Source organism: Streptomyces sp. NBC_01549 (assembly GCF_026339955.1).
Taxonomy (GTDB): domain Bacteria; phylum Actinomycetota; class Actinomycetes; order Streptomycetales; family Streptomycetaceae; genus Streptomyces.
The window spans coordinates 2,896,532-2,920,839 of record NZ_JAPEPW010000001.1; the positions used below are offsets into that span (position 1 = coordinate 2,896,532).

21 protein-coding genes and 4 pseudogenes are annotated in these 24,308 nt (G+C 69.8%); 11 read left to right on the forward strand and 14 right to left on the reverse strand.

What is annotated here, in order from left to right; all coding sequences use genetic code 11:
* The first annotated feature begins 123 nt into the window (after window positions 1–123).
* Both OG819_RS12675 and OG819_RS12680 read left to right on the forward strand, forming a co-directional pair.
* Entirely contained in the window at window positions 124–1,464 is a 1,341-nt protein-coding gene (locus OG819_RS12675) for a M18 family aminopeptidase (protein ID WP_266649463.1), read from the forward strand.
* A gap of 119 nt (window positions 1,465–1,583) precedes the next feature.
* Window positions 1,584–1,808, forward strand: a pseudogene (locus OG819_RS12680) (hypothetical protein); the annotation flags it as partial.
* A 55-nt stretch (window positions 1,809–1,863) separates the two neighbouring features.
* On the opposite strand, the pseudogene OG819_RS12685 reads toward OG819_RS12680, so the two are convergent.
* A pseudogene (locus OG819_RS12685) lies at window positions 1,864–2,790 on the reverse strand (alkyl hydroperoxide reductase); the annotation flags it as partial.
* 4 nt (window positions 2,791–2,794) lie between these two features.
* Between OG819_RS12685 and OG819_RS12690 the strand changes: the two are divergent.
* Window positions 2,795–3,085, forward strand: a pseudogene (locus OG819_RS12690) (helix-turn-helix domain-containing protein); the annotation flags it as partial.
* Here the strand turns inward: OG819_RS12690 and OG819_RS12695 are convergent.
* Entirely contained in the window at window positions 3,056–3,529 is a 474-nt protein-coding gene (locus OG819_RS12695) for a hypothetical protein (protein ID WP_266649465.1), read from the reverse strand. The pseudogene OG819_RS12690 and the gene OG819_RS12695 sit on opposite strands and share 30 nt — an antisense overlap.
* A gap of 142 nt (window positions 3,530–3,671) precedes the next feature.
* On the opposite strand from OG819_RS12695, the gene OG819_RS12700 reads away from it, so the two are divergent.
* The gene (locus OG819_RS12700) at window positions 3,672–4,166 is read left to right on the forward strand and encodes an LURP-one-related/scramblase family protein (protein ID WP_266626580.1); all 495 of its coding nucleotides are present in this window, start codon (window positions 3,672–3,674) and stop codon (window positions 4,164–4,166) included.
* 1 nt (window position 4,167) lies between these two features.
* On the opposite strand, the gene OG819_RS12705 is transcribed toward OG819_RS12700, so the two are convergent.
* The gene (locus OG819_RS12705) at window positions 4,168–4,962 is read right to left on the reverse strand and encodes a carbon-nitrogen family hydrolase (protein WP_266649467.1); all 795 of its coding nucleotides are present in this window, start codon (window positions 4,960–4,962) and stop codon (window positions 4,168–4,170) included.
* A 154-nt stretch (window positions 4,963–5,116) separates the two neighbouring features.
* Here OG819_RS12705 and OG819_RS12710 point away from each other — a divergent pair, with 154 nt between their 5' ends.
* A complete protein-coding gene (locus OG819_RS12710; RefSeq protein ID WP_266626576.1) occupies window positions 5,117–5,941 on the forward strand; it encodes a maleylpyruvate isomerase family mycothiol-dependent enzyme in 825 nt (274 codons plus the stop codon).
* Between the two features lie 153 nt (window positions 5,942–6,094).
* On the opposite strand, the gene OG819_RS12715 is transcribed toward OG819_RS12710, so the two are convergent.
* Entirely contained in the window at window positions 6,095–7,399 is a 1,305-nt protein-coding gene (locus OG819_RS12715) for a nitrate/nitrite transporter (RefSeq protein WP_266432434.1), read from the reverse strand.
* Entirely contained in the window at window positions 7,396–8,070 is a 675-nt protein-coding gene (locus OG819_RS12720; RefSeq protein ID WP_266432436.1) for a GntR family transcriptional regulator, read from the reverse strand. Before OG819_RS12720 ends, OG819_RS12715 begins: the two co-directional genes overlap by 4 nt.
* 220 nt (window positions 8,071–8,290) lie before the next feature.
* Here OG819_RS12720 and OG819_RS12725 point away from each other — a divergent pair, with 220 nt between their 5' ends.
* Entirely contained in the window at window positions 8,291–9,190 is a 900-nt protein-coding gene (locus OG819_RS12725; RefSeq protein ID WP_266432438.1) for a D-alanyl-D-alanine carboxypeptidase family protein, read from the forward strand.
* A gap of 84 nt (window positions 9,191–9,274) precedes the next feature.
* Here the strand turns inward: OG819_RS12725 and OG819_RS12730 are convergent, their stop codons facing one another.
* The 3 genes from OG819_RS12730 to pdhA are packed head-to-tail and all read right to left on the reverse strand — an operon-like array spanning window position 9,275 to window position 12,943.
* Window positions 9,275–10,705 (reverse strand): dihydrolipoamide acetyltransferase family protein, encoded by a 1,431-nt coding sequence (locus tag OG819_RS12730; RefSeq protein ID WP_266626573.1) that lies wholly within the window; start codon window positions 10,703–10,705, stop codon window positions 9,275–9,277.
* A 10-nt stretch (window positions 10,706–10,715) separates the two neighbouring features.
* Complete coding sequence (locus OG819_RS12735) at window positions 10,716–11,696, reverse strand: alpha-ketoacid dehydrogenase subunit beta (RefSeq protein WP_266626571.1); 981 nt, start codon at window positions 11,694–11,696, stop codon at window positions 10,716–10,718.
* A 2-nt stretch (window positions 11,697–11,698) separates the two neighbouring features.
* The gene (gene pdhA / locus OG819_RS12740) at window positions 11,699–12,943 is read right to left on the reverse strand and encodes a pyruvate dehydrogenase (acetyl-transferring) E1 component subunit alpha (RefSeq protein WP_266649469.1); all 1,245 of its coding nucleotides are present in this window, start codon (window positions 12,941–12,943) and stop codon (window positions 11,699–11,701) included.
* A 380-nt stretch (window positions 12,944–13,323) separates the two neighbouring features.
* On the opposite strand from pdhA, the gene OG819_RS12745 reads away from it, so the two are divergent.
* From OG819_RS12745 to OG819_RS12755, 3 genes are all read left to right on the forward strand, one after another.
* Window positions 13,324–13,989 carry a response regulator transcription factor gene (locus tag OG819_RS12745; RefSeq protein WP_266626567.1) on the forward strand — a complete coding sequence of 222 codons (666 nt, stop codon included), beginning with the start codon at window positions 13,324–13,326 and terminating at the stop codon, window positions 13,987–13,989.
* Between the two features lie 79 nt (window positions 13,990–14,068).
* Window positions 14,069–14,491, forward strand: a complete 423-nt coding sequence (locus OG819_RS12750) for a pyridoxamine 5'-phosphate oxidase family protein (protein ID WP_266626565.1) — start codon at window positions 14,069–14,071, stop codon at window positions 14,489–14,491.
* 103 nt (window positions 14,492–14,594) lie between these two features.
* Window positions 14,595–15,707 (forward strand): phosphotransferase, encoded by a 1,113-nt coding sequence (locus tag OG819_RS12755; protein ID WP_266649471.1) that lies wholly within the window; start codon window positions 14,595–14,597, stop codon window positions 15,705–15,707.
* A gap of 92 nt (window positions 15,708–15,799) precedes the next feature.
* Here OG819_RS12755 and OG819_RS12760 read toward each other — a convergent pair whose 3' ends face one another.
* Window positions 15,800–17,383 (reverse strand): protein kinase, encoded by a 1,584-nt coding sequence (locus OG819_RS12760; RefSeq protein WP_266649472.1) that lies wholly within the window; start codon window positions 17,381–17,383, stop codon window positions 15,800–15,802.
* Between the two features lie 444 nt (window positions 17,384–17,827).
* Here OG819_RS12760 and OG819_RS12765 point away from each other — a divergent pair.
* Window positions 17,828–19,446: pseudogene (locus OG819_RS12765) on the forward strand (protein kinase).
* A gap of 90 nt (window positions 19,447–19,536) precedes the next feature.
* On the opposite strand, the gene OG819_RS12770 reads toward OG819_RS12765, so the two are convergent.
* Window positions 19,537–20,079, reverse strand: a complete 543-nt coding sequence (locus OG819_RS12770; protein ID WP_266432459.1) for a bacterial proteasome activator family protein — start codon at window positions 20,077–20,079, stop codon at window positions 19,537–19,539.
* Window positions 20,080–20,235: 156 nt separating this feature from the next.
* Between OG819_RS12770 and OG819_RS12775 the strand changes: the two genes are divergently transcribed.
* Complete coding sequence (locus OG819_RS12775; RefSeq protein ID WP_266626557.1) at window positions 20,236–20,691, forward strand: hypothetical protein; 456 nt, start codon at window positions 20,236–20,238, stop codon at window positions 20,689–20,691.
* A gap of 46 nt (window positions 20,692–20,737) precedes the next feature.
* Here the strand turns inward: OG819_RS12775 and OG819_RS12780 are convergent, their stop codons facing one another.
* The 4 genes from OG819_RS12780 to OG819_RS12795 all read right to left on the reverse strand — a co-directional run bounded on the left by OG819_RS12780 (window position 20,738) and on the right by OG819_RS12795 (window position 24,178).
* The gene (locus OG819_RS12780; protein ID WP_266649473.1) at window positions 20,738–21,727 is read right to left on the reverse strand and encodes an NAD(P)H-quinone oxidoreductase; all 990 of its coding nucleotides are present in this window, start codon (window positions 21,725–21,727) and stop codon (window positions 20,738–20,740) included.
* Between the two features lie 19 nt (window positions 21,728–21,746).
* The gene (locus OG819_RS12785) at window positions 21,747–21,872 is read right to left on the reverse strand and encodes a hypothetical protein (protein WP_266649474.1); all 126 of its coding nucleotides are present in this window, start codon (window positions 21,870–21,872) and stop codon (window positions 21,747–21,749) included.
* A gap of 100 nt (window positions 21,873–21,972) precedes the next feature.
* Window positions 21,973–22,494, reverse strand: a complete 522-nt coding sequence (locus tag OG819_RS12790) for an ATP-binding protein (protein ID WP_266649475.1) — start codon at window positions 22,492–22,494, stop codon at window positions 21,973–21,975.
* A 316-nt stretch (window positions 22,495–22,810) separates the two neighbouring features.
* Entirely contained in the window at window positions 22,811–24,178 is a 1,368-nt protein-coding gene (locus OG819_RS12795) for an IS701 family transposase (protein ID WP_266647750.1), read from the reverse strand.
* Window positions 24,179–24,308: the final 130 nt, after the last annotated feature.

Here is a 24,308-nt window from a genome sequence, read left to right on the forward strand (position 1 = left end):
GTCGCATGCGGCCACAGAGGGCTCGCGGCAGCCCGCCGCCAGATGCCCGTCCTTCACATCCCTCTTACGAAGGGCTGTCCCCACCGCCGGGAGCGGGACCTCGGGCGTCGTTAAGGTGAACCCATGAGCACAAGCGCCCGCTTCGACCGCGGCCACACCGACGACCTCATGACCTTTCTGGCGGCGAGCCCGACGCCGTACCACGCCGTGGCGAACGCCGCCGAGCGGCTGGAGAAGGCCGGATTCCGTCAGGTCGCCGAGACCGATGCGTGGGAGGGGACGAGCGGCGGCAAGTACGTGCTGCGCGGCGGCGCGATCGTCGCCTGGTACGTGCCCGAGGGTGCCGAGGCGCACACCCCGTTCCGGATCGTGGGCGCACACACCGACTCCCCCAATCTGCGGGTGAAGCCCCAGCCGGACAGCGGTGCGCACGGCTGGCGCCAGGTCGCCGTGGAGATCTACGGCGGCCCGCTGCTGAACTCCTGGCTGGACCGGGACCTGGGCCTGGCGGGACGGCTGACGCTCAAGGACGGTTCCTCGCGACTGGTGAACATCGACCGTCCCCTGCTGCGCGTGCCCCAGCTCGCCGTCCACCTCGACCGTTCCGTCTCCACCGACGGCCTCAAGCTCGACAAGCAGCGTCATCTGCAGCCCGTCTGGGGCCTCGGCGACCCCGGCGAGGGCGATCTGATCGCCTTCCTGGAGGAGGACTCGGGCCTGTCGGCGGGCGAGGTCACCGGCTGGGACCTGATGACCCACTCCGTCGAGCGGCCCTCGTACCTGGGCCGCGACAAGGAGCTGGTGGCCGGACCGCGCATGGACAACCTACTGTCCCTGCACGCGGGGACGGCGGCGCTGATCGCGGCGGTGACGGGCGACGGCTCCCCTTCCGGCTCCGGTTCGGGTTCCGGTTCCCGTGCCGGTTCGGGGCTTACGTACATCCCCGTCCTCGCGGCCTTCGACCACGAGGAGAACGGCTCGCAGAGCGACACCGGCGCCGACGGTCCGCTGCTCGGCGGCGTGCTCGAACGCTCGGTGTTCGCGCGCGGTGGCTCGTACGAGGACCGGGCGCGCGCCTTCGCGGGCACGATCTGCCTCTCCTCCGACACCGGCCACGCCGTCCACCCCAACTACGCCGAGCGGCACGACCCGACGCACCACCCGCGCGCGGGCGGCGGCCCCATCCTCAAGGTGAACGTCAACAACCGCTACGCGACGGACGGTTCGGGCCGTGCGGTCTTCGCCGCCGCCTGCGCGAAGGCCGGCGTGCCCTTCCAGTCCTTCGTCTCCAACAACTCGATGCCCTGCGGCACCACCATCGGCCCGATCACCGCGGCCCGTCACGGCATCAAGACCGTCGACATCGGCGTGGCCATCCTCTCGATGCACAGTGCCCGTGAACTCTGCGGCGCGGACGACCCGTTCCTGCTGGCCAACGCGCTGGTGGCGTTCCTGGAGGGATGACTCCGCATACCCGGCGCTCCGCCGGGTACCCGGACCGGGCCTGAGAGAAGCCGAGTTGGTCACAAGGAGGCGACACCCATGAGCCGGTGGGGGTCCCCCCATGCCCTTAAGGCTATGGGGGAGGATGCATCATCCTGATCGCAGCGGGGGCGGTCCTCACATTCGCGACCGACTGGCACATGAAGGGGGTCAACCTCGATCTGGTCGGCCTCATCTTCATGATCGTCGGACTGATCGGGGTCGTGACGTTCAGCAGCATCGCCAGGAGGCGTCGGGTGGTCATGCCGCCCAGCACCCCGGTGATCGAGGAGGAGCGGCACCACCGGGGCGGCTACGGCGTGTAGGTGACGGTCGTGCGGGTAGCGGCCGTGCGGGTGACGGTGCGGAAGTGGGGGACGGTCAGTCGTCCATCCCCGCCAGCACCAGCGGCAGCCGGTCCGCGCCGCCCTCGGTGAGGCGGACCGGCACGCCCCAGTCCTGCTGGTGGACATGGCAGGCCGGGTACTCTCCCCCAGTCTTCGACCGGGAGGTGCCCCCAGCCGGGTCGTCGTCGCAGGACGCGGCCATCGCGGAGACGTGCAGGACGCCCTCCATGACGGCCGGGTTCAGCTCAAGGGCGCGGGAGAGGTCGGTGCCCGCGCCCTCACCGCCGAGCAGCAGCTCGGGCGGGGTGGAGGAGACCAGGAGTCTGGTGGACGGCCCGTAGCGGACGTCGAGCTTCTGGCCGGCCGGCGCCTGGAAGATCACGTCCAACTTGAGGGCGCCGGGAGTGACTTCGGTGGCGGCGCGCTGGGTGCGATGGGCGACCGACTCCACCCGTACGGCCTCCTCGGGAAGCCGCAGCCGGGTCAGCCGGTGGCGCGCCGACTCCACGACCACGATGTCGTCCCCGACGAGAACCGCGTCGCTGGGCTCCCTCAAGTCGGTCGCCAGCGTGGTCACTTCGCCGGTCGCGGGGTCGTAGCGACGCAGCGCGTGGTTGTACGTGTCGCTGACCGCGACCGAGCCGTCGGGAAGCGCCGTGACACCCAACGGGTGCTGGAACAGCGCCTGTTCCGCGGCCCCGTCCCGGTGCCCGAAGTCGAACAGACCGGTGCCGACGGCGGTGTGGACGGCCCCGTCGAGATCCACCCAGCGCAGGGCGCTCGTCTCGGAATCGGCGAGCCAGAGCCGGTCGGCGGTGGCGGCGAGCCCGGACGGCTGCGCGAACCAGGCCTCGGCCCCCGGCCCGTCCACGAGCCCCTCGTTCGTCGTACCGGCGGCGACCCCGACGGTGCCGCCCTCCGGGTCGTACGCCCACAGCTGGTGCACCCCGGCCATGGCGATCCCCCAGCTGGGGACCACGCCGCTGGCCTGGCTCACCGGGGAACGCGTCGCCCTCGCCTGCCGGCTCATCGAGCGCGGGGAGGAGCGGCTGGACGTGGTGGCGGCCCGCAGCGGCCTGGGCACGGCGGCCAACCTGCGGGCGCGGCTGCGGCGCGAGACGGGGCTGAGCCCGTCGGCGTACCGGCGGCGTTTCGGGCCGGGTCCGGGGGAAGGGGTGACGTCCGGTCCCTTCGCGAAGGAGGAGCCGGGCGCGGGTTTTCCGGGATCAGGGGGACGGGGACGGATCGGGCTGTGACGTGGGCGTGGCCCGGGATCTGACCTGCTTGCCCCAGGCGTCCGACACCGCCTTCGCGATCTTCGCCGTAAGACCCCCCTCCTTGGTGAAGGCGAGCCCTCGGCTGTAGTCGCCACCACCACAGCCGTCGGACTGGAAGGTGAGCTTCACGTCGGCGGACGCGTCGATCACGGGGCGGGTGGCGCCCTTGCGGGTGACCCGGAAGTGGATCGGGCCGGGGTCGGGGTCCACGTCGTGCGGCAACGGGAGCTTCACGTCCGTGATGCCCTCCGGCCGCAGCTCACCCTTCGTACACGTACCCCGCGCGCACAGCTCGAAGGAGGCGCCCCCGAGGTCGCCGTACCCCTGGTGGACGAACAGCACGCCGACACCGGAGACGGTGCCCACGCCGGCGCAGTCCCGCGCGTGGGAGCAGCCGGTCGCGGCCACGAGCAGGACGGCCACGCCGACGACGGCGCGTCTTTCCGCGATCCCTCGCCCTTGACCTCGCACCAGACCTCGCACCAGCGACTTCCTCCCCCTCGCCCACGTCTTCGGAGAGGGCGTAAGCGTGATGATCTCGTGGATCCCGGGAAGCGGTACCGGTATGAGATTCCTCGTACGCGACCGGCTCCTCGGCTTCGGTGACGACTACTGGATCGAGGACGACCACGGCACCAAGGTGTTCCTCGTCGACGGCAAGGCCATGCGGCTGCGGGACACCTTCGAGCTGAAGGACACCCACGGGCGGGTCCTCGTCGACATCCACCAGAAGATGTTCGCCCTGCGGGACACGATGGTGATCGAGCGGGACGGTGAACCGCTGGCGACGATCCGGCGCAAGCGGCTGTCCCTGCTCCGCAACCACTACCGGGTGTCCCTGGTGGACGGTACGGAACTCGACGTCAGCGGCAAGATCCTCGACCGCGAGTTCGTAGTCGAGTACGACGGAGAGCTCCTGGCGGTGATCTCGCGCCGGTGGCTGCACGTACGGGAGACGTACGGCGTGGACGTCGTCCGCGAGGACGTGGACCCCGCGCTGCTGATCGCGGTGGCGGTGTGCGTGATCCACCTGGCGGAGAAGGAGCGGGACGAGGACTGACTCAGCGGTGTGGTGCCGTGAGTCCCAGCATCCGGTCCTTCAACGCCGGGAACTGCTCCCGTGTGGTCGCGACCTTGCCGGGGTCGAAGTCCACCGTGAGCACCTGCTCCCCGGCCCCGGCCTCCGCCAGGACCTCACCCCACGGATCGACCACGATCGAGTGACCGGCCTGGGGAACGTCCGCGTGCGTGCCGGCCGTTCCACAGGCGAGAACGAACGCCTGGTTCTCGATCGCGCGAGCCTGGGCGAGCAGCGTCCAGTGGGAGCGGCGCCGCTCGGGCCAGCCGGCCGAGACGACGAGGGTCTCGGCGCCCGCGTCGACGAGCCCGCGGAAGAGTTCGGGGAAGCGGAGGTCGTAGCAGGTGGCGATGCCGACCGTGGTTTCCGGCAGCCGGACCGTCACCAGTTCGCCGCCCGCGCCCATCAGCACGGCCTCGCCCTTGTCGAAGCCGAAGCGGTGGATCTTGCGGTAGGCGGCGGCCAGGTCGCCGGAGGGGGAGAGGACGAGGGAGGTGTTGTAGAGCGTGCCGTCGGCGTCCCGCTCGGGGATCGAACCGGCGTGCAGCCAGACGCCCGCGTCGCTCGCCGCCTTCGCCATGGCCTCGAACGTCGGCCCCTCGAAGGCCTCCGCCTCCGCACCGAACGACTCGTAGGCGAACGCCCCCGTGGTCCACAGCTCCGGCAGCACGACCAGATCGACTCCGGCTTGTTCTCGTACCAGAGCCGCCACACGACGCCGACGCGAATCGACCGATTCGCCGTCGTTTACGTCGATCTGGAGGAGAGAGGCGCGCACACTACCACCGTCCTGGCATTCGAGCCGTCCATACAGGCCTACGATCGTCACACCAAAGCACTGCCGGGGTGCCTCACAGCAGCGTAACTTAGCGTCCCAAGACACCCGCTGCCTGTGCACTGCCCGCGTCCAACCGCCCGAGGGGTCCCGTTCCGTGAGTCTGCATCCCAGCCTTCAGTCCTACGCCGACGCCTGGACCCACTCCGTCGATGCGATATCCGAGTTGGTGTCGCCGCTGGTGGAAGGTGAGTGGAACCGGCGGACGCCCTGCCCCGGCTGGTCGGTGCGGGATCTCGTCTCGCATGTCATCGGGCTCGACTGCGAGATGCTGGGCGATCCGCGGCCGATCCACACGCTCCCCCGCGACCTGTTCCACGTGACCAACGAGCACCAGCGGTACATGGAGATGCAGGTCGACGTGCGCCGCCACCACACGGCGCCGGAGATGACCTCCGAGCTGGAGTACACGATCATCCGCCGCAACCGTCAGCTGCGCAACGAGTCGCGGCAGCCGGACGCCAAGGTGCGCGGGCCGCTGGGAACCGAGGTCACCCTCGAGCAGGCGATGCGTAAGCGGGCGTTCGATGTGTGGGTGCACGAACAGGATCTCCGGACCTCGCTCCGCGCGCCCGGCAACCTCGACTCGCCCGGCGCGCACATCGTCCGTGACGAGCTGCTCGGGGCCCTGCCGAAGGTCGTCGCCAAGGACGCGGGGGCGCCCGCGAACTCGGCGGTCGTCTTCGACATCCACGGGCCGCTGGAGTTCCTGCGGACGGTGCGCGTCGATGCGGACGGGCGCGGCTCGATAGACGGCGCCCCCTCTCTCGGCCCGGCCGCCACCCTCACCCTCGACTGGGAGACGTACTTCCGCCTCGCCTGCGGCCGTGTCACGGCTGACGCCGTCTCCGATCGCATCAAGACAGAGGGCGACCCGGAACTGACCACAGCCATCCTGAGGAACTTCGCGGTCACGCCGTAGCGCGGGGTTCTTCGACTGCGGGTGGCTGGGAGCCCGCAGGTGACTGGGACCCTGCGGGTGGCCGGGAGCCTGCCGGTGGCCTGCCAGTGGATGGAAGGCTGCCGGTCGGTGGGGGGGGCTGGTCGCGCGGTTCCCCGCGCCCCTGAAGGGGCGCTACGCGGGGACGTGCACCGTCTCCACCCGGCTCGCCACCAATCGCTCCCGCTCCCTGCGCGCCGCCTGCTTCCGCAACCGGAAGATCTGACTCAGCCCCACCGCCTGAAGAACGAACACGGCGGAGAACGCGACGCGATAGTCGTCCCCGGTCGCGTCCAGCAACACGCCGATCGCGAACAACGTCGTCATGGAGGCGACGAAACCACCCATGTTGGTGATCCCGGACGCGGTCCCCTGCCGCTCCGGCGGATTCGCGGGCCGCGCGAAGTCGAACCCGATCATGGAGGCCGGCCCACACGCCCCCAGCACCGTGCACAGCACGACCAGCAGCCACATCGGATCCCGGTCACCGGGATACGCCAGCGCGCTCGCCCAGACCACCGCCGTCGCCGTCACCGTCCCCAGCGCCAGCGGGAGTCGCGCCGCATGATGCCGGGCGACGATCTGCCCGTAGACGAGGCCCACGAACATGTTGGACAGCACCACGAGGGTGAGCAGTTCACCGGCCGTCGCCCGCGACAGCCCCTGCGCCTGTACCAGGAACGGCATGCCCCACAGGAGCAGGAACACCATCGCGGGGAACTGTGTCGTGAAGTGCACCCACATCCCCAGCCGTGTACCGGGCTCCCGCCATGACGCCGCGATCTGCCGGCGCACATACGCGGCCCCCTGGTGCGGGAACGGTTCCGGCTCGTGCCCCTCGGGATGGTCCTTCAGGAAGAGGAGAAGGAGTACGAGGACGACGACCCCGGCGAACGCGCTGCCCGCGAACGCCGTCGTCCACCCCACCCCGTGCAGCAGCCGCGCGATGACGAGGGTGGAGACCAGGTTGCCCGCCATGCCCACCAGCCCGGCGAGCTGCGCGACCAACGGCCCCCGACGCGCCGGGAACCAGCGCGTACCCAGGCGCAGCACGCTGATGAACGTCATCGCGTCCCCGCAGCCCAGCAGCGCACGCGAGGCCAGCGCCATCCCGTACGAGGAGGAGAACGCGAAGCTCAACTGGCCGGCGGTGAAGAGCAGTACGCCGATGGTCAGTACCTTCTTGGTGCCGAGCACGTCGACCAGCAGGCCCACGGGTATCTGCATGCCCGCGTAGACGAGGAGTTGCAGGATCGAGAAGGTGGAGAGGGCTGAGGCGTTCACATGGAAGCGGTCCGCGGCGTCGAGCCCGGCCACTCCCAGCGACGTGCGGAAGATGACGGCGACGAAGTAGACGGAGACACCGATGCCCCAGACGCCGATCGCGCGGCGCCCGCCGGGCGGGTCTCCGGGGAGCGAGACGGCCGAGTGGGAGCTCATCGGACCTCTCCCCGCGCCAGGTTCGAGAACCAGCTGACGTGACGGTGGACGATATTGACCGCCGCCTCCGCGTCGCCGGACCGCAGTGCTTCGAGGATCGCCTCGTGCTCGGTGAGCGTCTTGGTGATCCGGTCGGGGTGCGCGTGCATGACGGCGACGCCCATCCGCAACTGCCGGTCGCGCAACTGGTCGTAGAGCCGGGAGAGGATCTCGTTGCCGCCGCTGCGGACGATCTCGGCATGGAAACAGCGGTCGGTGACGGCGGCGCCGGCCAGGTCTCCCGCGGCGGCCTGTTCCTTCTGCTGCGCGAGGAGTTCCTCCAGGCGCGCGATGAGGTGCGGCGACGCGGGTACGGCCTTGCGCGCCGCGTGCTCCTCGACGAGTTGCCGTGTCTCGACCACGTCCGCGATCTCCTGCGCGGAGACGGGCAGGACGAGTGCGCCCTTCTTCGGGTAGAGCTTGATCAGGCCCTCGACCTCGAGCCGGAGCAACGCCTCGCGCACCGGCGTGCGCGAGACCCCCACGGCCTCGGCGAGCTCGCCCTCGGTGAGGAGCGTTCCGCCCTCGTAACGACGTTCCAGTACGCCCCGCTTGACGTGGGCGTAGACGCGGTCGGCGGCGGGGGCTTGCTTGGTTGCGGGCGGAGCGGACACAGACGGCGCGGCAGGCATGCGCACATCATAGATACAACACGTACGCATGGTGACGCGCCGTCCAGGATGCGGACCGTCACCCCCTCACGCGTCAACACCAGTCCCCGGCGTAACCCACGTCACACAATTCAACCCCCTCTTTCGTGCATCCCTTTGGGTTCGTCGCGAGTCCGTACGTAAGACGGCACTACCATGTGCCGTTCTCCCAGGGGCATTTCGCGCATTCGGAGCGTACATTTTGATTACCGGCATTAAGGGCACGCGTTTCCGCCGAGCCGCCGCTGTCACCGTCACCACCGGCGCCGTGCTGGCGGCCGGAGCTTTCGGGGCCGCCCCCGCAGGGGCTGTCACGACGCCCACGATCGCCGCCGCCGGCGGCTACGTGATGAACAACGGCACGGCCAAGACCCTGTACACCAAGGCCGCGGACACCAAGCGTTCCACCGGTTCCACCACCAAGATCATGACCGCCAAGGTCGTGCTCGCCCAGCCGAACCTCAACCTCGACGCCAAGGTCACGATCCAGAAGGCGTACAGCGACTACATCGTCGCCAACAACTACGCCTCCTCGGCCAAGCTGATCGTCGGTGACAAGGTCACCGTCCGTCAGCTCCTCTACGGTCTGATGCTGCCGTCCGGCTGCGACGCCGCGTACGCGCTCGCCGACAAGTTCGGCTCGGGCACGACGCGTGCCGCCCGTGTGAAGTCGTTCATCGGCAAGATGAACACCACCGCGAAGAACCTCGGCCTGACGAACACTCACTTCGACTCGTTCGACGGCATCGGCCACGGCGCCAACTACTCGACGCCGCGCGACCTGACGAAGCTCGCCAGCAGCGCGATGAAGAACTCCACGTTCAAGACGGTCGTGAAGACCAAGTCGTACACGGCGAAGACCGTCACGAAGACCGGCAGCACCCGCACCATGGGGGCATGGACCAACACGAACACGCTGCTCAGCAGCTACAGCGGCACCATCGGCGTGAAGACCGGCTCCGGCCCCGAGGCCAAGTTCTGCCTCGTCTTCGCCGCCACCCGCAACGGCAAGACCATCATCGGCACCGTCCTCGCCTCCACCTCGGTGGCCCAGCGCGGCACGGACGCGACGAAGCTCCTGAACTACGGCTTCGCCAAGTAGTTCTCGCACACCAGAGGAAGGGGGCCCGCCGCTCACCGCGACGGGCCCCCTTCGTCGTGTCCGGCGCCGACTACGCGCCGACGCTCACGCCCAGGTGATCAGCCGCTTCGGCTGCTCCAGGATCGCCGCCACGTCGGCCAGCACCTTGGAACCCAGTTCCCCGTCGACCAGTCGGTGGTCGAAGCTCAGGGCCAGCGTGGTGACCTGGCGGGGCTTGACCTTGCCCTTGTGGACCCACGGCTGGAGCTTGATCGCGCCGATCGCGAGGATCGCCGACTCGCCGGAGTTGAGGATCGGCGTGCCGGTGTCGACGCCGAAGACGCCGACGTTCGTGATCGTGACCGTGCCGCCCTGCATCGCGGCCGGCGAGGTCTTGCCCTCGCGGGCCGTGGCCACCAGCTCACCCAGCGACTCGGCGAGCTGGGGGAGGGTCTTGGTGTGCGCATCCTTGATGTTCGGGACGATCAGACCGCGGGGGGTCGCGGCGGCGATGCCCAGGTTCACGTAGTGCTTGAGGACGATCTCCTGGTTGGCCTCGTCCCAGGACGCGTTGACGTCCGGGTTGCGCTTGATGGCGACCAGCAGGGCCTTGGCGATGAGCAGCAGCGGGTTGACCCGCAGACCCTGCATCCCATATTTGTCGGGGTCCCGCTTGAGCTCCTCGACGAGCTTCATCGTGCGCGTCACGTCGACCGTCACGAACTCGGTGACATGCGGCGCCGTGAACGCCGAGCCGACCATCGCGGCGGCCGTGGCCTTGCGGACCCCCTTGACCGGGATACGGGTCTCACGCGCCGTGTCGTACGTGACGACCGGAGCGGGAGCCGGGGCCTGGGCGGGAACCGGGGGCGCCGTCACCGCGGGCTGCACCGGAGCCGGAGCGACCGCCGCGTGCACGTCCTCGCGCGTGATGATGCCGTCCGGGCCCGAAGGCGTGACCGTCGCCAGGTCGACGCCGAGGTCCTTGGCGAGCTTGCGGACGGGGGGCTTGGCGAGGGGGCGCTGCCCGACCGCCACGGACCCGTGGCCGTTGAGCTCGCTCTGGATCGCAGTGGCCGCCAGGAACGGCTCGGGCTGCTGGGCCGGGACCTCGGTGCCCTTGCGGGGGCGGCGCTTCGTGGAGGACTCGGCCACCCCGTACCCGACGAGGACCGGCGTGCGGCCCTCGGGCTTGGGTTCCTCGGCAGCAGGTGCCTGGGGAGCGGCAGCCGGTGCCTGGGTGGCGGGGGCTTCCTCGGCGGGAGCCCCGCCGGCCACGGCCACCGCGATGATCACCTGGCCCACGTCCACCGTCGTCCCCTCGGGGAAGCGGAGTTCGCGCACCACGCCGTCGTACGGAATGGGCAGTTCCACGGCGGCCTTCGCGGTCTCGACCTCGCAGACGACCTGGCCGTCGGTGACGGAGTCACCGGGCTGGACGTACCACTTGAGGATCTCCGCCTCGGTGAGCCCCTCGCCCACGTCGGGCATCTTGAACTCGCGGAGCCCCGACGCGTTCTCAGTCATCGTCGTCACGACCCTCTCCTCAGTACGCCAGCGAGCGGTCGACGGCGTCGAGCACCCGGTCCAGGCCAGGAAGGTACTCCTCCTCCAGCCGCGCCGGCGGATAGGGGGCGTGATAGCCGCCCACCCGCAGGACGGGTGCCTCCAGGTGGTAGAAGCACCGCTCCGTGATGCGGGCGGCGATCTCCGCGCCCGTACCCAGGAACACCGGGGCCTCGTGCACCACGACCAGGCGGCGGGTCTTCTCCACCGACGTCTGGACGGAGTCGAAGTCGATCGGGGACATCGAGCGCAGGTCCAGGACCTCGATCGACTTGCCCTCCTCCTGGGCGGCCGCGGCCGCCTCCAGGCAGACCTTCACCATCGGGCCGTAGGCGGCGAGCGTCAGATCGCTGCCCTCGCGGGCCACGACCGCCTTGTGCAGCGGTCCGGGAATCGCGTCGGTGGTGACCTCGCCCTTGTCCCAGTAGCGCCGCTTCGGCTCGAAGAAGATCACCGGGTCGTCGCTCTGGATGGCCTGCTGCATCATCCAGTAGGCGTCCGACGCGTTCGACGGAGAGACCACCTTCAGGCCCGCCACGTGCGCGAACAGCGCCTCCGGGGACTCGGAGTGGTGCTCGACGGCGCCGATGCCGCCGCCGTACGGAATGCGGATCACCACCGGGAGCTTGATCTTGCCGAGCGACCGCGCGTGCATCTTCGCGAGCTGCGTGACGATCTGGTCGTACGCCGGGAAGACGAAACCGTCGAACTGGATCTCCACCACCGGCCGGTAACCGCGCAGCGCGAGACCGATCGCCGTGCCGACGATGCCCGACTCGGCGAGCGGGGTGTCGATGACCCGGTCCTCGCCGAAGTCCTTCTGGAGCCCGTCGGTGACCCGGAAGACACCGCCGAGCTTGCCGACGTCCTCACCCATGATCAGGACCTTGGGGTCGGCGTCGAGGGCCGTGCGCAGTGACTCGTTGATCGCCTTGGCCAGCGCCATCTTTTCCGCAGCCATCGCTACTTGCCCTCCCCTTCATCCGCGAACGACGCCTGGTAGGCGGCGAACTGGGCCCGCTCCTCGTCGACGAGCGCGTGCCCGTCCGCGTACACGTTCTCGAAGATGGCGAAGTGGTCCGGGTCCGGCATGGCGCGGACGACTTCGCGTACTCGTTTGCCCAACGCCTCGCTCTCGGCCTCAAGTTCCGCGAAGAATCCCTCGTCCGCGTGGTTTGAAGCCTCCAGGTACGTGCGCAGGCGCAGGATCGGGTCCTTCGCCTCCCACGACTCGCGCTCCTCGTCGGCCCGGTACTTGGTCGGGTCGTCGGAGGTGGTGTGCGCGCCCATGCGGTAGGTGTACGCCTCGACGAGCGTGGGGCCCTCGCCGCGGCGGGCCCGCTCCAGCGCCCACTTCGTGACGGCGAGGCAGGCGAGGACGTCGTTGCCGTCGACGCGGACGCCCGGGAAGCCGTAGCCCTGCGCGCGCTGGTAGAGCGGGACGCGGGTCTGCTTCTCGGTCGGTTCGGAGATCGCCCACTGGTTGTTCTGGCAGAAGAACACGACCGGGGCGTTGTAGACCGCGGCGAAGGTGAACGATTCGGCTACGTCGCCCTGGCTGGAGGCGCCGTCCCCGAAGTACGCGATCACGGCCGAGTCCGTACCGTCCTTGGCGACGCCCATGGCGTAGCCGGTGGCGTGCAGCGTCTGCGAGCCGATGACGATCGTGTACAGGTGGAAGTTGTTGCTGTTCGGGTCCCAGCCGCCGTTGTTCACACCCCGGAACATGCCGAGCAGGTTGGTCGGGTCGACCCCGCGGCACCAGGCGACGCCGTGCTCACGGTAGGTCGGGAAGACGTAGTCGTCCTCACGGGTGGCCCGGCCGGAGCCGATCTGGGCGGCCTCCTGGCCGAGCAGCGAGGCCCACAGGCCCAGCTCGCCCTGGCGCTGCAGGGAGGTGGCCTCGGCGTCGAAGCGGCGGGTCAGCACCATGTCCCGGTACAGACCGCGCAACTCTTCGGGGCTGATGTCGGCCACGTACGGGTCGTACGTGGCGTCCTTGACCCGCTTGCCCTCCGGCGTCAGCAGCTGGACGAGCTCGGGACCGGGGCCCGATGCGCCAGGTGCGCCCGGTGTCTTCTTGCCGGCGGCCGCGCTGGTGCGCTTGCTCGCGGCGTTCTTCGTACCGGTCGTACTGGCGCCGCTCTTCGCAGCGGTCGTACCGGCGCTGCGTCGCGGCTTGCGCGCGGCAGTGCTCTCCACGGTCACGTGTGCTCCTCCGTCGGTCCGGCCCCCGGGGTTGCCGGGTGGCCAGTGCGGCTCGCCTGCTCCAAGTACCCGTGCACGGGGTGGGTGCACTCGGCCGGGAACAGGCGTGACAGGTGCCCCGGCGAGCGCCCTGCAACGGCCACGTTACCCAGTGCTCCACATTTCTGTGAAACCCCTCCTGACCTGCGTTTTTGCTTGGACTTCCCACTACTTTTTCGTCGGATTTCCAAGTAATGCACGCAGGCCGGGAACAGTCGCTGGTCACAGCACTGGTCACAGCCTTGCAGGGGGCCGGAACACGGGCACGTTATCCCGGTCACCCCAGGCACGGGAAGAGTTCACCCCGGGCAGAGCCAAGGGTGGAGTGTGACACTGACTTTGTGCCCGAAAACGGAAAAATTACCGCATTTCTCCTCGACGATCACGAGGTGGTACGCCGCGGTGTCCATGAGTTGCTCTCGGGCGAGGACGACATCGAGGTCGTCGGCGAGGCCGGCACGACGGCCGACGCGCTGGTGCGGATCCCGGCCACGGCCCCGGACGTCGCGATCCTGGACGTACGGCTCCCGGACGGCAGCGGGGTGGAGGTCTGCCGCGAGATCCGGTCCCGGAACGAGAACATCAAGTGCCTGATGCTGACCTCCTTCGCCGACGACGAGGCCCTTTTCGACGCGATCATGGCGGGCGCGTCGGGCTATGTGCTGAAGGCGATCCGCGGCGCCGAACTGCTCTCGGCCGTACGCGATGTCGCCGCCGGGAAGTCGCTGCTCGACCCGGTGGCCACCGCCCAGGTCCTGGAGCGGCTGCGGCACGGCGGCAGCGCCAAGAACGACGACAGGCTCGGGCACCTCACCGAGCAGGAGCGCAAGATCCTCGACCTGATCGGCGAGGGACTCACCAACCGCACGATCGGCGAGCGGCTGCATCTCGCCGAGAAAACGATCAAGAACTACGTGTCGAGCCTGCTGTCCAAACTGGGCATGGAACGACGCTCCCAGGCCGCCGCCTATGTGGCGCGCATCCAGGCGGAGAGGCAGCACCGCTGAGCCATTCGGGACCTTTGGCCCCTCTTCAGGGGGCGGGCGCCTCTTTTTCGGGTCCTTCAGGGTGCCGGAAATTGGGGGTATGCCCAACGACGACGACCTAGCCGTGGAACTTCTCGGCCGCACCGACCACGGCCAGGTGGCCGCCAGCCTGCGCGCCATGCCCTTTCTCGCCCTCGCCCGCCACGTCGTGGTCGACGGCCGCGTCCTGTTGCGCCTGCACCGCGGCTGCGGGTACCACCCGGCCTGTCTCGGGAGCGTCGTCGCCTACGGCACCGACAACCTGGATTCCGCCGGGCCGGGCGAGAGCGTGTGGTCCGTACAGATCGTGGGCCGGTGCGAGGCCGTGGAGCCGACCGCGGCCCACCGGGGGCTCTTCGGGCCCGCGCCGCGGTTCGTGGACGGCGAACCCTACGACCCGGTCTATCTGGGCATCGAGCCCCAGTTCTCCACCGTCCACTCCATGGACAATGCCCTGGAACGCCAGTTCCGGCGCACCCTGTGACTGTCCCCTGATCGAAGACGACTGTCTGTGACAAACCCGAGGTCAGAGGCCCGGCTCGTGCCCTAGCATCTGGCGCGTGCCGCGCTCATCCGTACCACCCCCGGTGTCTCACGCGCCCCCTCTGGGCGCCCTCCTCCGCCAGTACGCCGCCGGGTCCGCGCTGACCTGCGACCCCGTCGAACAGGGGCTGCTCAACCACGGCTACCGGCTTCGCACCACCCGCGGCCGCTACTTCCTCAAACACCATTTCGACCCCGAGACCGCCGACCCCGTCGCGATCGCCCGCCAGCACCGGGCGACCCTGCGCCTCGCGGACCTCGGCGTTCCCGTCGCCCCACCGCTGACCGGCACCGACGGGCGCACGGTCGCCGTCATCGGGGGCCACGCGTACGCGCTGCACCCCTGGATCGACGGCCGGCACCGGCACGGCGGCCAGCTCTCCACGGAGCAGTGCGCACGACTGGGGGCGCTCCTGGGCGTCGTCCACGCGAGCCTGGAGCGGGTGATGCCGACGGACGGCCGAGCCCCGGCGACACCGGCCGACACCACCCGGGCGAGGCGAGGGACGGCGGAAGCGGAGAGGTCGGCGGGAGGGGACGGCTCAACGGGGGTGGAAGGCTCAACGGCGGCCGAAGGGGTCGATCCGGCCCGGGGGGCCGACCCCGCGGACACCTTCGCGCTCATCGACCGCCTGCTCGCCCAGGTGCGCCGCCACCGCCCGTACGACGCCTTCGACGAACTGGCCCGGCACCGGCTCCTCGAGCGGCGCGCCCTCCTGGAGCGGCATGCCGACCGACGGCCCCCGCAGGGCGGCTCGGTGGGCTGGGTGCACGGCGACTTCCACCCCTTCAACCTGCTCTACCGCGACGGTGAACCGGCCGCGATCGTCGACTGGGACCGGCTGGGCGTCCATCCCCGCGCCGAGGAGGCCGTACGCGCCGCGGTGATCTTCTTCGTACGTCCCGTCGGCGCGCTCGACCTGGCGAAGGTGCGGGCCTACGCACGCGCATACCGGCGGACGGCGGGCGCGGGACCCGCCGAACTGGCGGCCGCCGTGCACCGGGTGTGGTGGGAGCGCCTCAACGACTTCTGGATGCTGCGCTGGCACTACGAGCGCGGCGACACCCGCGCCGATCCGCAGTTCCCGGCGGCCTCGGCGCTGGCGGTGTGGTGGACGCGGGAGTACGACGCGGTGCGCGAGGCGTTCGCCGACTGATCGCCGTCACCGGTCAGGGGAGAAACACCACGCGCGCGTGACGCCCGTTTCGGGCTTCACGCGCGCGTGGTGTACGTCTGCGTCGGTGCCCTTCAAGGGCCCTGCGAGCTGCCCTGGTTGTCGCCGACGCCGCCGACGCCGCCGACGCCGCCGTCCGTCGGATCGACCGGCGTCGTCGGTTCCTCGCTCGGGCTCGCCGGGTCCGAAGGTGTCGTGTCCGTCGGCGTCGTGTTCGTGGCCGGGTCCGACGGCTGGCTCGAGGGCCGGCTGCTGTAGCTCGGGGACGGCGTGTACGACGGCGTGTAGCCCGAACCGCCGCCCGAACTGGTGTCGTCGTCCGTGGAATCGTCCGTCGGGGTGTCCGTGGCCGTGTCACTGGGCGTCGCGCTGGCCTCGTCGTCCTTCTTCGACTGTGAGGCCGTCGGCGACTGCGTCGTACTGGTCCCGCTACCGCCGGTGTCACTGGTGCGGTGGAGCGCGAGCGCGACGCCCGCCGCGATCGCGATCACCGCGAGGACCGCGAGGATCCACAGCTTGCCGCGGCCGCTGCCGTGGTTGCCGTGTCCCTCGAAGCCACCGTCGTCCCCGCCGCTGCCGTACGGCGGGATCATCGGCGCCGGGATCTGCGTGGTGCCGGAGTCACCGGGGTGCGGCAGCGCGGTCGTGCCGGCGAAGCCGGACGCCGGGGTGTGCAGCCCCTCGTGCACGGCGACCGGGCCGGTGTTCCAGGTGCCGGTGTGCCCGCCCTGGTCGTACAGCATCTGCAGCCCGTACTGGACCAGGCCCCGCATCTCCTCGGCGGTCTGGAACCGGTCGTCCGGCTCCTTCGCGAGGGAGCGCATGACGAGCCCGTCGAGCTCCGGCGGCGCCCCGGCCGCGACCTCGGAGGGAGGTACCGGGATGTCCTGGACGTGCTGGTAGACCACCGACAGCGGCGTCTCGCCGGTGAACGGGGGCCGCAGCGCGAGGAGTTCGTACAGCAGGCAACCGGTCGCGTACAGGTCGGAGCGGTGGTCGACGGCCTTGCCGAGGGCCTGCTCCGGGGAGAGGTACTGCGGTGTGCCCATGACCATGCCGGTCTGGGTCATCGTCGACTGCGCGCCGTGCAGGGCGCGCGCGATGCCGAAGTCCATCACCTTCACCGCACCGGTGTTCGTGATGATCACGTTCGCCGGCTTGATGTCGCGGTGCACGATGCCGTGTTGGTGCGAGTAGGCGAGCGCCTCCAGGACACCGGACACGATGATCAGCGCCTGCTCGGGCCCGGGGGCCTCGGCGTTGATCAGCAGATCGCGGATCGTGCGGCCCTCGACGAGCTCCATCACGATGTACGGGACGACTCCGTGGCCGACCACGTCCTCGCCCGAGTCGTACACGGCGACGACGGCGTGGTGGTTGAGTCCGGCCACCGACTGCGCCTCACGCGTGAAGCGGGCCTTGGACACCGGGTCCTCGGCCAGGTCGGAGCGGAGCAGCTTGACCGCGACGGTGCGCCCGAGGCGCACGTCCTCGGCCGCAAACACCTCGGCCATGCCGCCCCGGCCTAGTCTGTGGGTCAGCCGGTATCGGCCGTCCCCCACAAGTCCGCCGTTACCCCACATCTCCGGCGCATCTGACATACCGCCGCCAGTCGCCTCGGGGTCGGACGGGCCCTGAGCGCGCTGCTGCTGTGCCATCAGTCCTCGCCGTCGTTTCTGCCCGCGGTCTGCGCGGTGGTTGTTACGGTCTCCGTCGGGCCACGCTACAGGCTTCGCGCAAGGCTCCGGCCCGAGATGGAAGTGAGATGGACCGGCCATGAAACCCGTCCTGGGTGCCCGCGTGCAAATTCCGTGTACCGCCCGCACGGCACCTGTAACGCTTCCGCGACGCTTCTTTCGCAGACGGTCACGGAACGGGCACCGCGCTTGACGTGTCAGTGCCCTACGGCAGACTTGGCCGGGAATCAGCCAATCGATCACCGCAACACAGATCGATCACAGCTCGGACTCGGTACGGATCAACGCGCAGATCACCGCTCAACGCGCAGATCACCGCGCGGATCATCGCACGATCGCGCGGAGCGTGCGCGGCACAGCTGGCAGCACGAGCAGAACAATCCGCGCCAATGGGGGACGCAGAACATGAGCCAGGACGGCGCACAGGGCCGGTACGCGGGACGCGCGGTCGCCGGCGGCCGCTACCAGCTGCGTGATCTGCTCGGCGAAGGCGGCATGGCCTCGGTGCACCTCGCCTACGACTCGGTGCTCGACCGCCAGGTCGCGATCAAGACACTGCACACCGAGCTCGGCCGCGAGCAGGCCTTCCGCGAGCGCTTCCGCCGCGAGGCCCAGGCGGTGGCGAAACTCACGCACACGAACATCGTCTCGGTCTTCGACACCGGCGAGGACGAACTGGGCGGCATGACGACGCCGTACATCGTCATGGAGTACGTCGAGGGCCGCCCGCTCGGCTCCGTGCTCGACCAGGACATCGCGCAGTACGGGGCCATGCCCGCCGACAAGGCCCTGAAGATCACCGCGGACGTGCTGGCGGCCCTGGAGATCAGCCACGAGATGGGCCTGGTCCACCGGGACATCAAGCCGGGCAACGTGATGATGACGAAGCGCGGCGTCGTCAAGGTGATGGACTTCGGCATCGCCCGCGCCATGCAGTCCGGCGTCACCTCGATGACGCAGACCGGAATGGTCGTCGGCACCCCGCAGTACCTCTCCCCGGAGCAGGCGCTCGGCCGGGGCGTGGACGCCCGGTCCGACCTGTACTCCGTCGGCATCATGCTGTTCCAACTGGTCACCGGGCGGCTGCCGTTCGAGGCCGACTCAGCGCTGGCCATCGCGTACGCGCACGTTCAGGAGGAGCCGGTCACACCCTCCTCGATCAACCGCTCGCTGCCCCCGGCGGTGGACGCGCTGGTCGCCCGCGCACTGAAGAAGAACCCGAACGAGCGTTTCCCGAGCGCCGAGATCATGCGCGACGAGTGTCTGCGGGTGGCCCAGTCGCTGCACGCCGCCGCGCCGAGCATAGTGCCGGGGGCCAGGACGTCGAGCGGCGCGGGCGTCGGCTCGGCGGTCTTCCCGCCCGTCGACCAGGCGATGCCCACCCCGGGTCCCGTACAGACGCCCTACCAGCCCGGTCCCTACGGTGCGCCGGCCCCGACGCCACGCCGTCCCAGGCGTACGGGTACCCGCAGCAGGGGGGCTACCCGGCGCCGGGGGTCCCGGTGTACGCCCCCCAGCAGGGCGTGTCGACCCCGCCGCCGTACCACCTCACCCCCCAGCCCCAGACCTCCGTCCCGGGTGGCCGCAAGGGCAACAAGGCGGTCGTCGTCGGCTCGATCGTGGTCGCGCTCGTCGCGATCGGCGGACTGATCACCGCCCTCGCGCTGCGCAACGGGCACGGCGACGACCAGGAAGGCGGCGGCAGCAGCCCCTCGCCGTCGGTGGTGGCGGGACACAAGGGTCCGGACACGTCGAAGACGATCGACAAGGAGAAGTGCACGTCTCCGCAGGAGTCGTACAACGACCCGAACAAGATCCAGATCCCGGACTTCCGCTACAAGAACCTGACGTCGGTGAAGTCCTGCTTCCAGGCCGCGGGCTGGCACATGAAGATCAAGCACGTCAACGAGACCACCTACGGCCAGGACACGATCATGGATCAGTTCCCGTCCGCGCATGACGACGTCGATCCCAAGGACATGCCGGACATCGAGCTGAGCGTCTCGACGGGCAACCCGGCCTGACCCGCCGGACCTAGGGGACGGGCCCGGCACTCCACGTGCCGGGCCCGTCTCGTGAGAAGGGGTCGCCTCGTAGGAAGGGGTCGCCCGGGGCTACAGGTACGGTCCGCCGGAGCGGCCGCCCGCACGCGGGTCCTCGTCGCCGTCCAAGCCGCCGACGCCCGGCGGGAGCGCGCGGCGCATCTGCTCCAGCTGGGCCCTGGCCGCCATCTGCTGGGCGAACAGGGTCGTCTGGATGCCGTGGAAGAGGCCCTCCAACCAGCCCACCAGCTGGGCCTGCGCGATCCGCAGCTCGGCGTCGGTGGGGATCACGTCGTCCGTGAAGGGCAGCGAGAGCCGCTCCAGCTCCTCGACCAGCTCGGGCGCCAGGCCGTCCTCCAGCTCCTTCACGGAACTGGAGTGGATCTCCTTGAGCCGGACCCGGCTCGCCTCGTCCAGAGGTGCGGCGCGCACCTCTTCGAGAAGTTGCTTGATCATGCTCCCGATACGCATGACCTTGGCGGGCTGTTCGACCATCTCCGTCACCGGGACCTCGCGGGAGTCCTCGTCACCGGTGCCACCGAGAGCCATTCCGTCCTGGCCCACGACCAGGATCTGGGGGTTCTCCGGCGACCTTTCGTTCCTCGGCATCTCCATGCGGCCATTCTCTCGCACCCCTCCACCTCATCACGGTGGTGCCCCCCGTGCAGCGTGATCCACCGTCCAGGCGATCGTCGAGATGCCGGGAAAGGGAGGTCATGTGAGGCTTGCCCTATTGATCATGGGACTCCTCACCGGGAGGGGGTCACCCACATGACTCCACGGCTCACCGCGTTCCGTGTGGCCGGACTGCTGCTCGTCCTGACGACCGGCGCCATATGCCCTTCGTACGCCGTCTCCTACGCCGCCGATCCCACTCCGAGCGCCGGCGTCTCCCGCGCCGGGAGCAGCGAGGGAGAGGGCCGTACGCGACCGGGGCGGGCGGACCCGACGGCAGGGGACGAGGACGAGAACGGAAACCACGAGGACACCGTGCCTACGTACACGGACCGCGACCCCGCCGGGGAGGACGCCGCGTCGGACCGCCCGGAGGCGACCGACGCACCCGAGCCGTCGCGCCCCGCGGCCGTGCCCGTCCAGCACCAGGAGGTCGGTCCGGCGTCCGCCCCCGAACCGGTCCTCGAGATCCTGCCTCTCGGCAGCGGGCTGATCCTCATCGGCCTGGGCCTGGGCCTGGCCTTCCTCGCCCTGCGCCTGCGACGCGACTGAGCGGACCGCCCGGGCACCCGAACCGGGTCGTCGGGGCTTCGGTGTCTTAGTCCTTGCCGGGGACGACGAGGAGGACCTTGCCGATGTGGCCGCTCTCCTCCAGGATCTGGTGCCCCGTGGCCGCCTCGCTCATCGGCAGCTCACGGTCGACGACCGGACGTACGTGGCCGGAGGCGATCAGCGGCCACACGTGCTCGCGTACGGCCGCGACGATCGCCGCCTTCTCGCCGAGCGGGCGGGCGCGCAGCGAGGTGGCGCTGATCGCGGCACGCTTGGTGAGGAGCGCGCCGATGTTCAGCTCGCCCTTGCCGCCACCCTGCAGACCGATGATCGCGAGCCGTCCGTTGACCGCGAGGGTCCGCACATTGCGGTCGAGGTACTTGGCGCCCATGTTGTCGAGGATGACGTCGGCGCCCGAGCCGTCCGTGGCGCGGTCGATCTCCTCGACGAAGTCCTGCTCGCGGTAGTTGACGAGGATGTCCGCGCCGAGCTCGGCGCAGAAGTCGAGCTTCTCCTTGGTGCCGGCCGTGACGGCGACCTTCGCGCCGACGGCCTTCGCCAGCTGGATCGCCATGGTGCCGATGCCGCTGGAGCCGCCGTGCACGAGCAGGGTCTCGCCCGGGCGCAGGTGGGAGATCATGAAGACGTTGGACCAGACGGTGCAGGTCACCTCGGGCAGTGCGGCCGCCTGCTTGAGGTCCAGACCCTCGGGAACGGGCAGCAGCTGCCCGGCCGGGACGACGACCTTCTCGCCGTATCCGCCGCCCGCGAGCAGTGCGCAGACCTCGTCGCCGACGGCCCATCCGGAGACTCCGGGGCCGGTCTCGACGATCCGGCCCGAGCACTCGAGTCCGGGGTAGGGGGAGGCGCCGGGCGGCGGGTTGTAGAAGCCCTGCCGTTGCATCAGATCGGCGCGGTTGACGGCGCTGGCCACTACTTCGACGAGAACTTCCCCGTCACCGGGAACGGGATCCGGCACATCCGTCCACGTGAGCACTTCGGGGCCGCCGGGCTGGGTGATCGTCACTGCCTTCATAGGGCCGACGCTACCTCCGTCACACGGTGAGAGGCACGCGGGCACCGTCCTCGGCGAGCTGCCGGCGCTCGGCCCGGCGGACGACGAGCGGTGCGGCCAGGCCCGTGAGCACACTCAGCCTGAGCTCCCATTCTAGGCCAAGCATTGACCATCTCGCTGCGCAGGCCGGTCTACTGCCCCGTGCGACTTTTCGGGGCAGATGACACCGCGGTGCTGGGCTGAGCTGGGCCCCTGGCGGGTGGACCTCAACTCTTGACGGCTTCTGCGATCTGTAGGGCGACCTGGGCGGGCGTGAGGTCCGTGGTGTCGACGACCTCGGCCTCGCCATGTAGCCATGTTCGGGCCGCCTCGGCGTAGGGCTCAAGGTATTCGAGACGGAATGGGGAGGGGCCAAGAACAGTGTCCCCCTCGATGCGTCCACGGAGGGTGTCTTGGTCAGCGTGGAGGACGAAGTGCCGTACCGGGATGGCATGTTGGGCGAGGCCCGTGCTGATCTCGCGCCAGTACTGCTCGACCAGGACGGTCATGGGCATCACCAGAGTGCCGCCGGTGTAGTCGAGTACGCGGCGGGCGGTCTCGACGACGAGCGGCCGCCACGGCGGCCAGTGCTGGAAGTTGCCCGTCCAGGGCAGCCCTGGCGTGATGTCCATGAGTGTCTCGCCGACCTTCTCGGCGTCGAACACCCGTGAATCCGGGATCAACTGCTGCACGAGTGCACCGGTCGTCGTCTTGCCTGCGCCGTGGGTGCCGTTGAGCCATACGATCATGGAACCCAACGCTAGCGCTGTGCGGGCCGCAGGAACGGGCACAGCAGAAATCCGGTACGGCTTCGGCGTTTCTCAGGGTGGTGCCAACCACAAAGATCAGGTGTCACCTATCTCGAAAAGTCGCGCCCCGCCCCCGCCTCGCGTCGCCCCGCAGCCGCCGAACTGCTTGATGCTTTGGCTAATCTTCATCGAACAGAACCTCACCTGGCATACGCCCGAAGCCACCCACGAGAGGGACGTGCTGGGTTCTGTGGTTCAACACCGGTGCAGCATCATCCGACACGGCAGCTGTAGTTCGTGACTCGTGAGGTTCCTGTCATGCGATGGCCACTGCTGTGACGTTGTTCCAGCGGCGGTGGCAGGCCGTCGCGCGATGCTGGTGTCGGCGACGCCAGTTCGACCAGCGCAGGGCGTGTGCCGGATCGGTGTCCTGGCGGGGCCTTGGCAGGGCGAAGACCCGCAATAGCGCGAGGAGTTCGCGCGGGCTGACGGGCACCATGGCCAACTCGTCGTCGGAGTTGGCGGGGTGGGCGCGTTGCCGCTCGTGGAGGGCGCCGACGGCCAGAAGTGCGTAGGCGATCATTGACATGAGGCTCCAGCGGTGCCAGGACGTCCAGCAGGTGACCTGGCCGGTGTCGAGGTGGGCCAGGCCCTTGGCTCCCTGGAAGTCCTCCTCGACCCGCCACCTGCGGCAGACCGCGCTGACCAGCACCGATATCGGCTGCGGGTCGGGGTGCCAGGTCCGGTAGAAGGAAAGGGTGCCGGTGCGGCGGTGGCGTCGGACCAGGACCTGGCTGTGCCCGGCGGCCTGTCCGGGCGGCGCATCGTCGGGGTTCACGTCGATCATCGCCCAGTCGTAGAGCCGCTCGGCCTTGGTGCCATGGCCGGTCCTCAGCCGCATCCAGGCCCGCTTCGGCACCCGCTCCAGCAGCGCGGTGACCTTCTTCTTCCCGGCGCCCGGGGTGGTGACCCGGTGGCTGGTGGGTACCGCGATCGCGTAGCCGTAGCCCAGCGCACGGATCCGCGCACGCAACTCCCGTCCACCGTAGACCTCGTCGGCGGCCACCCACGCGGTGTGCACCCCCGAGGCGTGGGCGTCCTCCAGCATGTCGCCGGCCAGTTGCGGCTTGGTGGCGAACACCCTCTCGTCGGGCACCCCGACCAGCTCACGGCGCTCGTCGTCCGCCGCCCATGCCTCGCCCAGGTACAGCCGACGGTCGACCAGCGCGTGCCCCTCGGCACTCACGTAGGAGAGGTGTACCGCGACCTGGCACAGCCCGATCCCGCCCAGCGCCCCGGAGTACTGCCGGGCCGCGCCGACCGCGTCGAGGGACGACTTCTCATCGCCCGTCTCGTCCACCACCAACATCACCTCCCTCTCGCCGAGTTGCTCCACCGTCCAGGCCGCGACCGACCGGCGGACTGCCTCGGTGTCGAAGCGGGCCCTCGACAAGAAGTGCTGCAGGACATGCGGACCGCTGTGGCCGATCGCCTCGGCCAACGACCAGCAGTTCGCCGATTCCTTGACCATCAGCAGCCCAGAGACCATGTTCCGGCAGGTCAGCCGGGTCTCCCGGCGCGGGAAGCAGCTCGCGAACCGGCCCATCAACCCCTCGAACAACCCGTCCCACCCGGCGTGTACTACCGTGGCCTGCGCGGCCACCGCTTCTTGATTCTTCGTCACACAAGATCACGATGCCGGTGGCCGTACCCCTGCCGCAGGCACCCCACCCACCACGCTGGCCAGCGGCGATGCCTCACGCCTCACGAACTACAGCTGCCGTGTCCGAGACCATAGCGACCATGCTGGCTGA

Coding starts and splice junctions, on each gene's coding strand:
- OG819_RS12760 (WP_266649472.1), bottom strand. CDS start 17,383: ATGGCACAGCAGCAGCGCGCTCAGGGCCCGTCCGACCCCGAGGCGACT.
- OG819_RS12750 (WP_266626565.1), top strand. CDS start 14,069: ATGCCCAACGACGACGACCTAGCCGTGGAACTTCTCGGCCGCACCGAC.
- OG819_RS12715 (WP_266432434.1), bottom strand. CDS start 7,399: ATGAGCTCCCACTCGGCCGTCTCGCTCCCCGGAGACCCGCCCGGCGGG.
- OG819_RS12720 (WP_266432436.1), bottom strand. CDS start 8,070: ATGCCTGCCGCGCCGTCTGTGTCCGCTCCGCCCGCAACCAAGCAAGCC.
- OG819_RS12700 (WP_266626580.1), top strand. CDS start 3,672: ATGAGATTCCTCGTACGCGACCGGCTCCTCGGCTTCGGTGACGACTAC.
- OG819_RS12775 (WP_266626557.1), top strand. CDS start 20,236: ATGACTCCACGGCTCACCGCGTTCCGTGTGGCCGGACTGCTGCTCGTC.
- OG819_RS12790 (WP_266649475.1), bottom strand. CDS start 22,494: ATGATCGTATGGCTCAACGGCACCCACGGCGCAGGCAAGACGACGACC.
- OG819_RS12785 (WP_266649474.1), bottom strand. CDS start 21,872: ATGCTTGGCCTAGAATGGGAGCTCAGGCTGAGTGTGCTCACGGGCCTG.
- OG819_RS12770 (WP_266432459.1), bottom strand. CDS start 20,079: ATGGAGATGCCGAGGAACGAAAGGTCGCCGGAGAACCCCCAGATCCTG.
- OG819_RS12735 (WP_266626571.1), bottom strand. CDS start 11,696: ATGGCTGCGGAAAAGATGGCGCTGGCCAAGGCGATCAACGAGTCACTG.
- OG819_RS12780 (WP_266649473.1), bottom strand. CDS start 21,727: ATGAAGGCAGTGACGATCACCCAGCCCGGCGGCCCCGAAGTGCTCACG.
- OG819_RS12675 (WP_266649463.1), top strand. CDS start 124: ATGAGCACAAGCGCCCGCTTCGACCGCGGCCACACCGACGACCTCATG.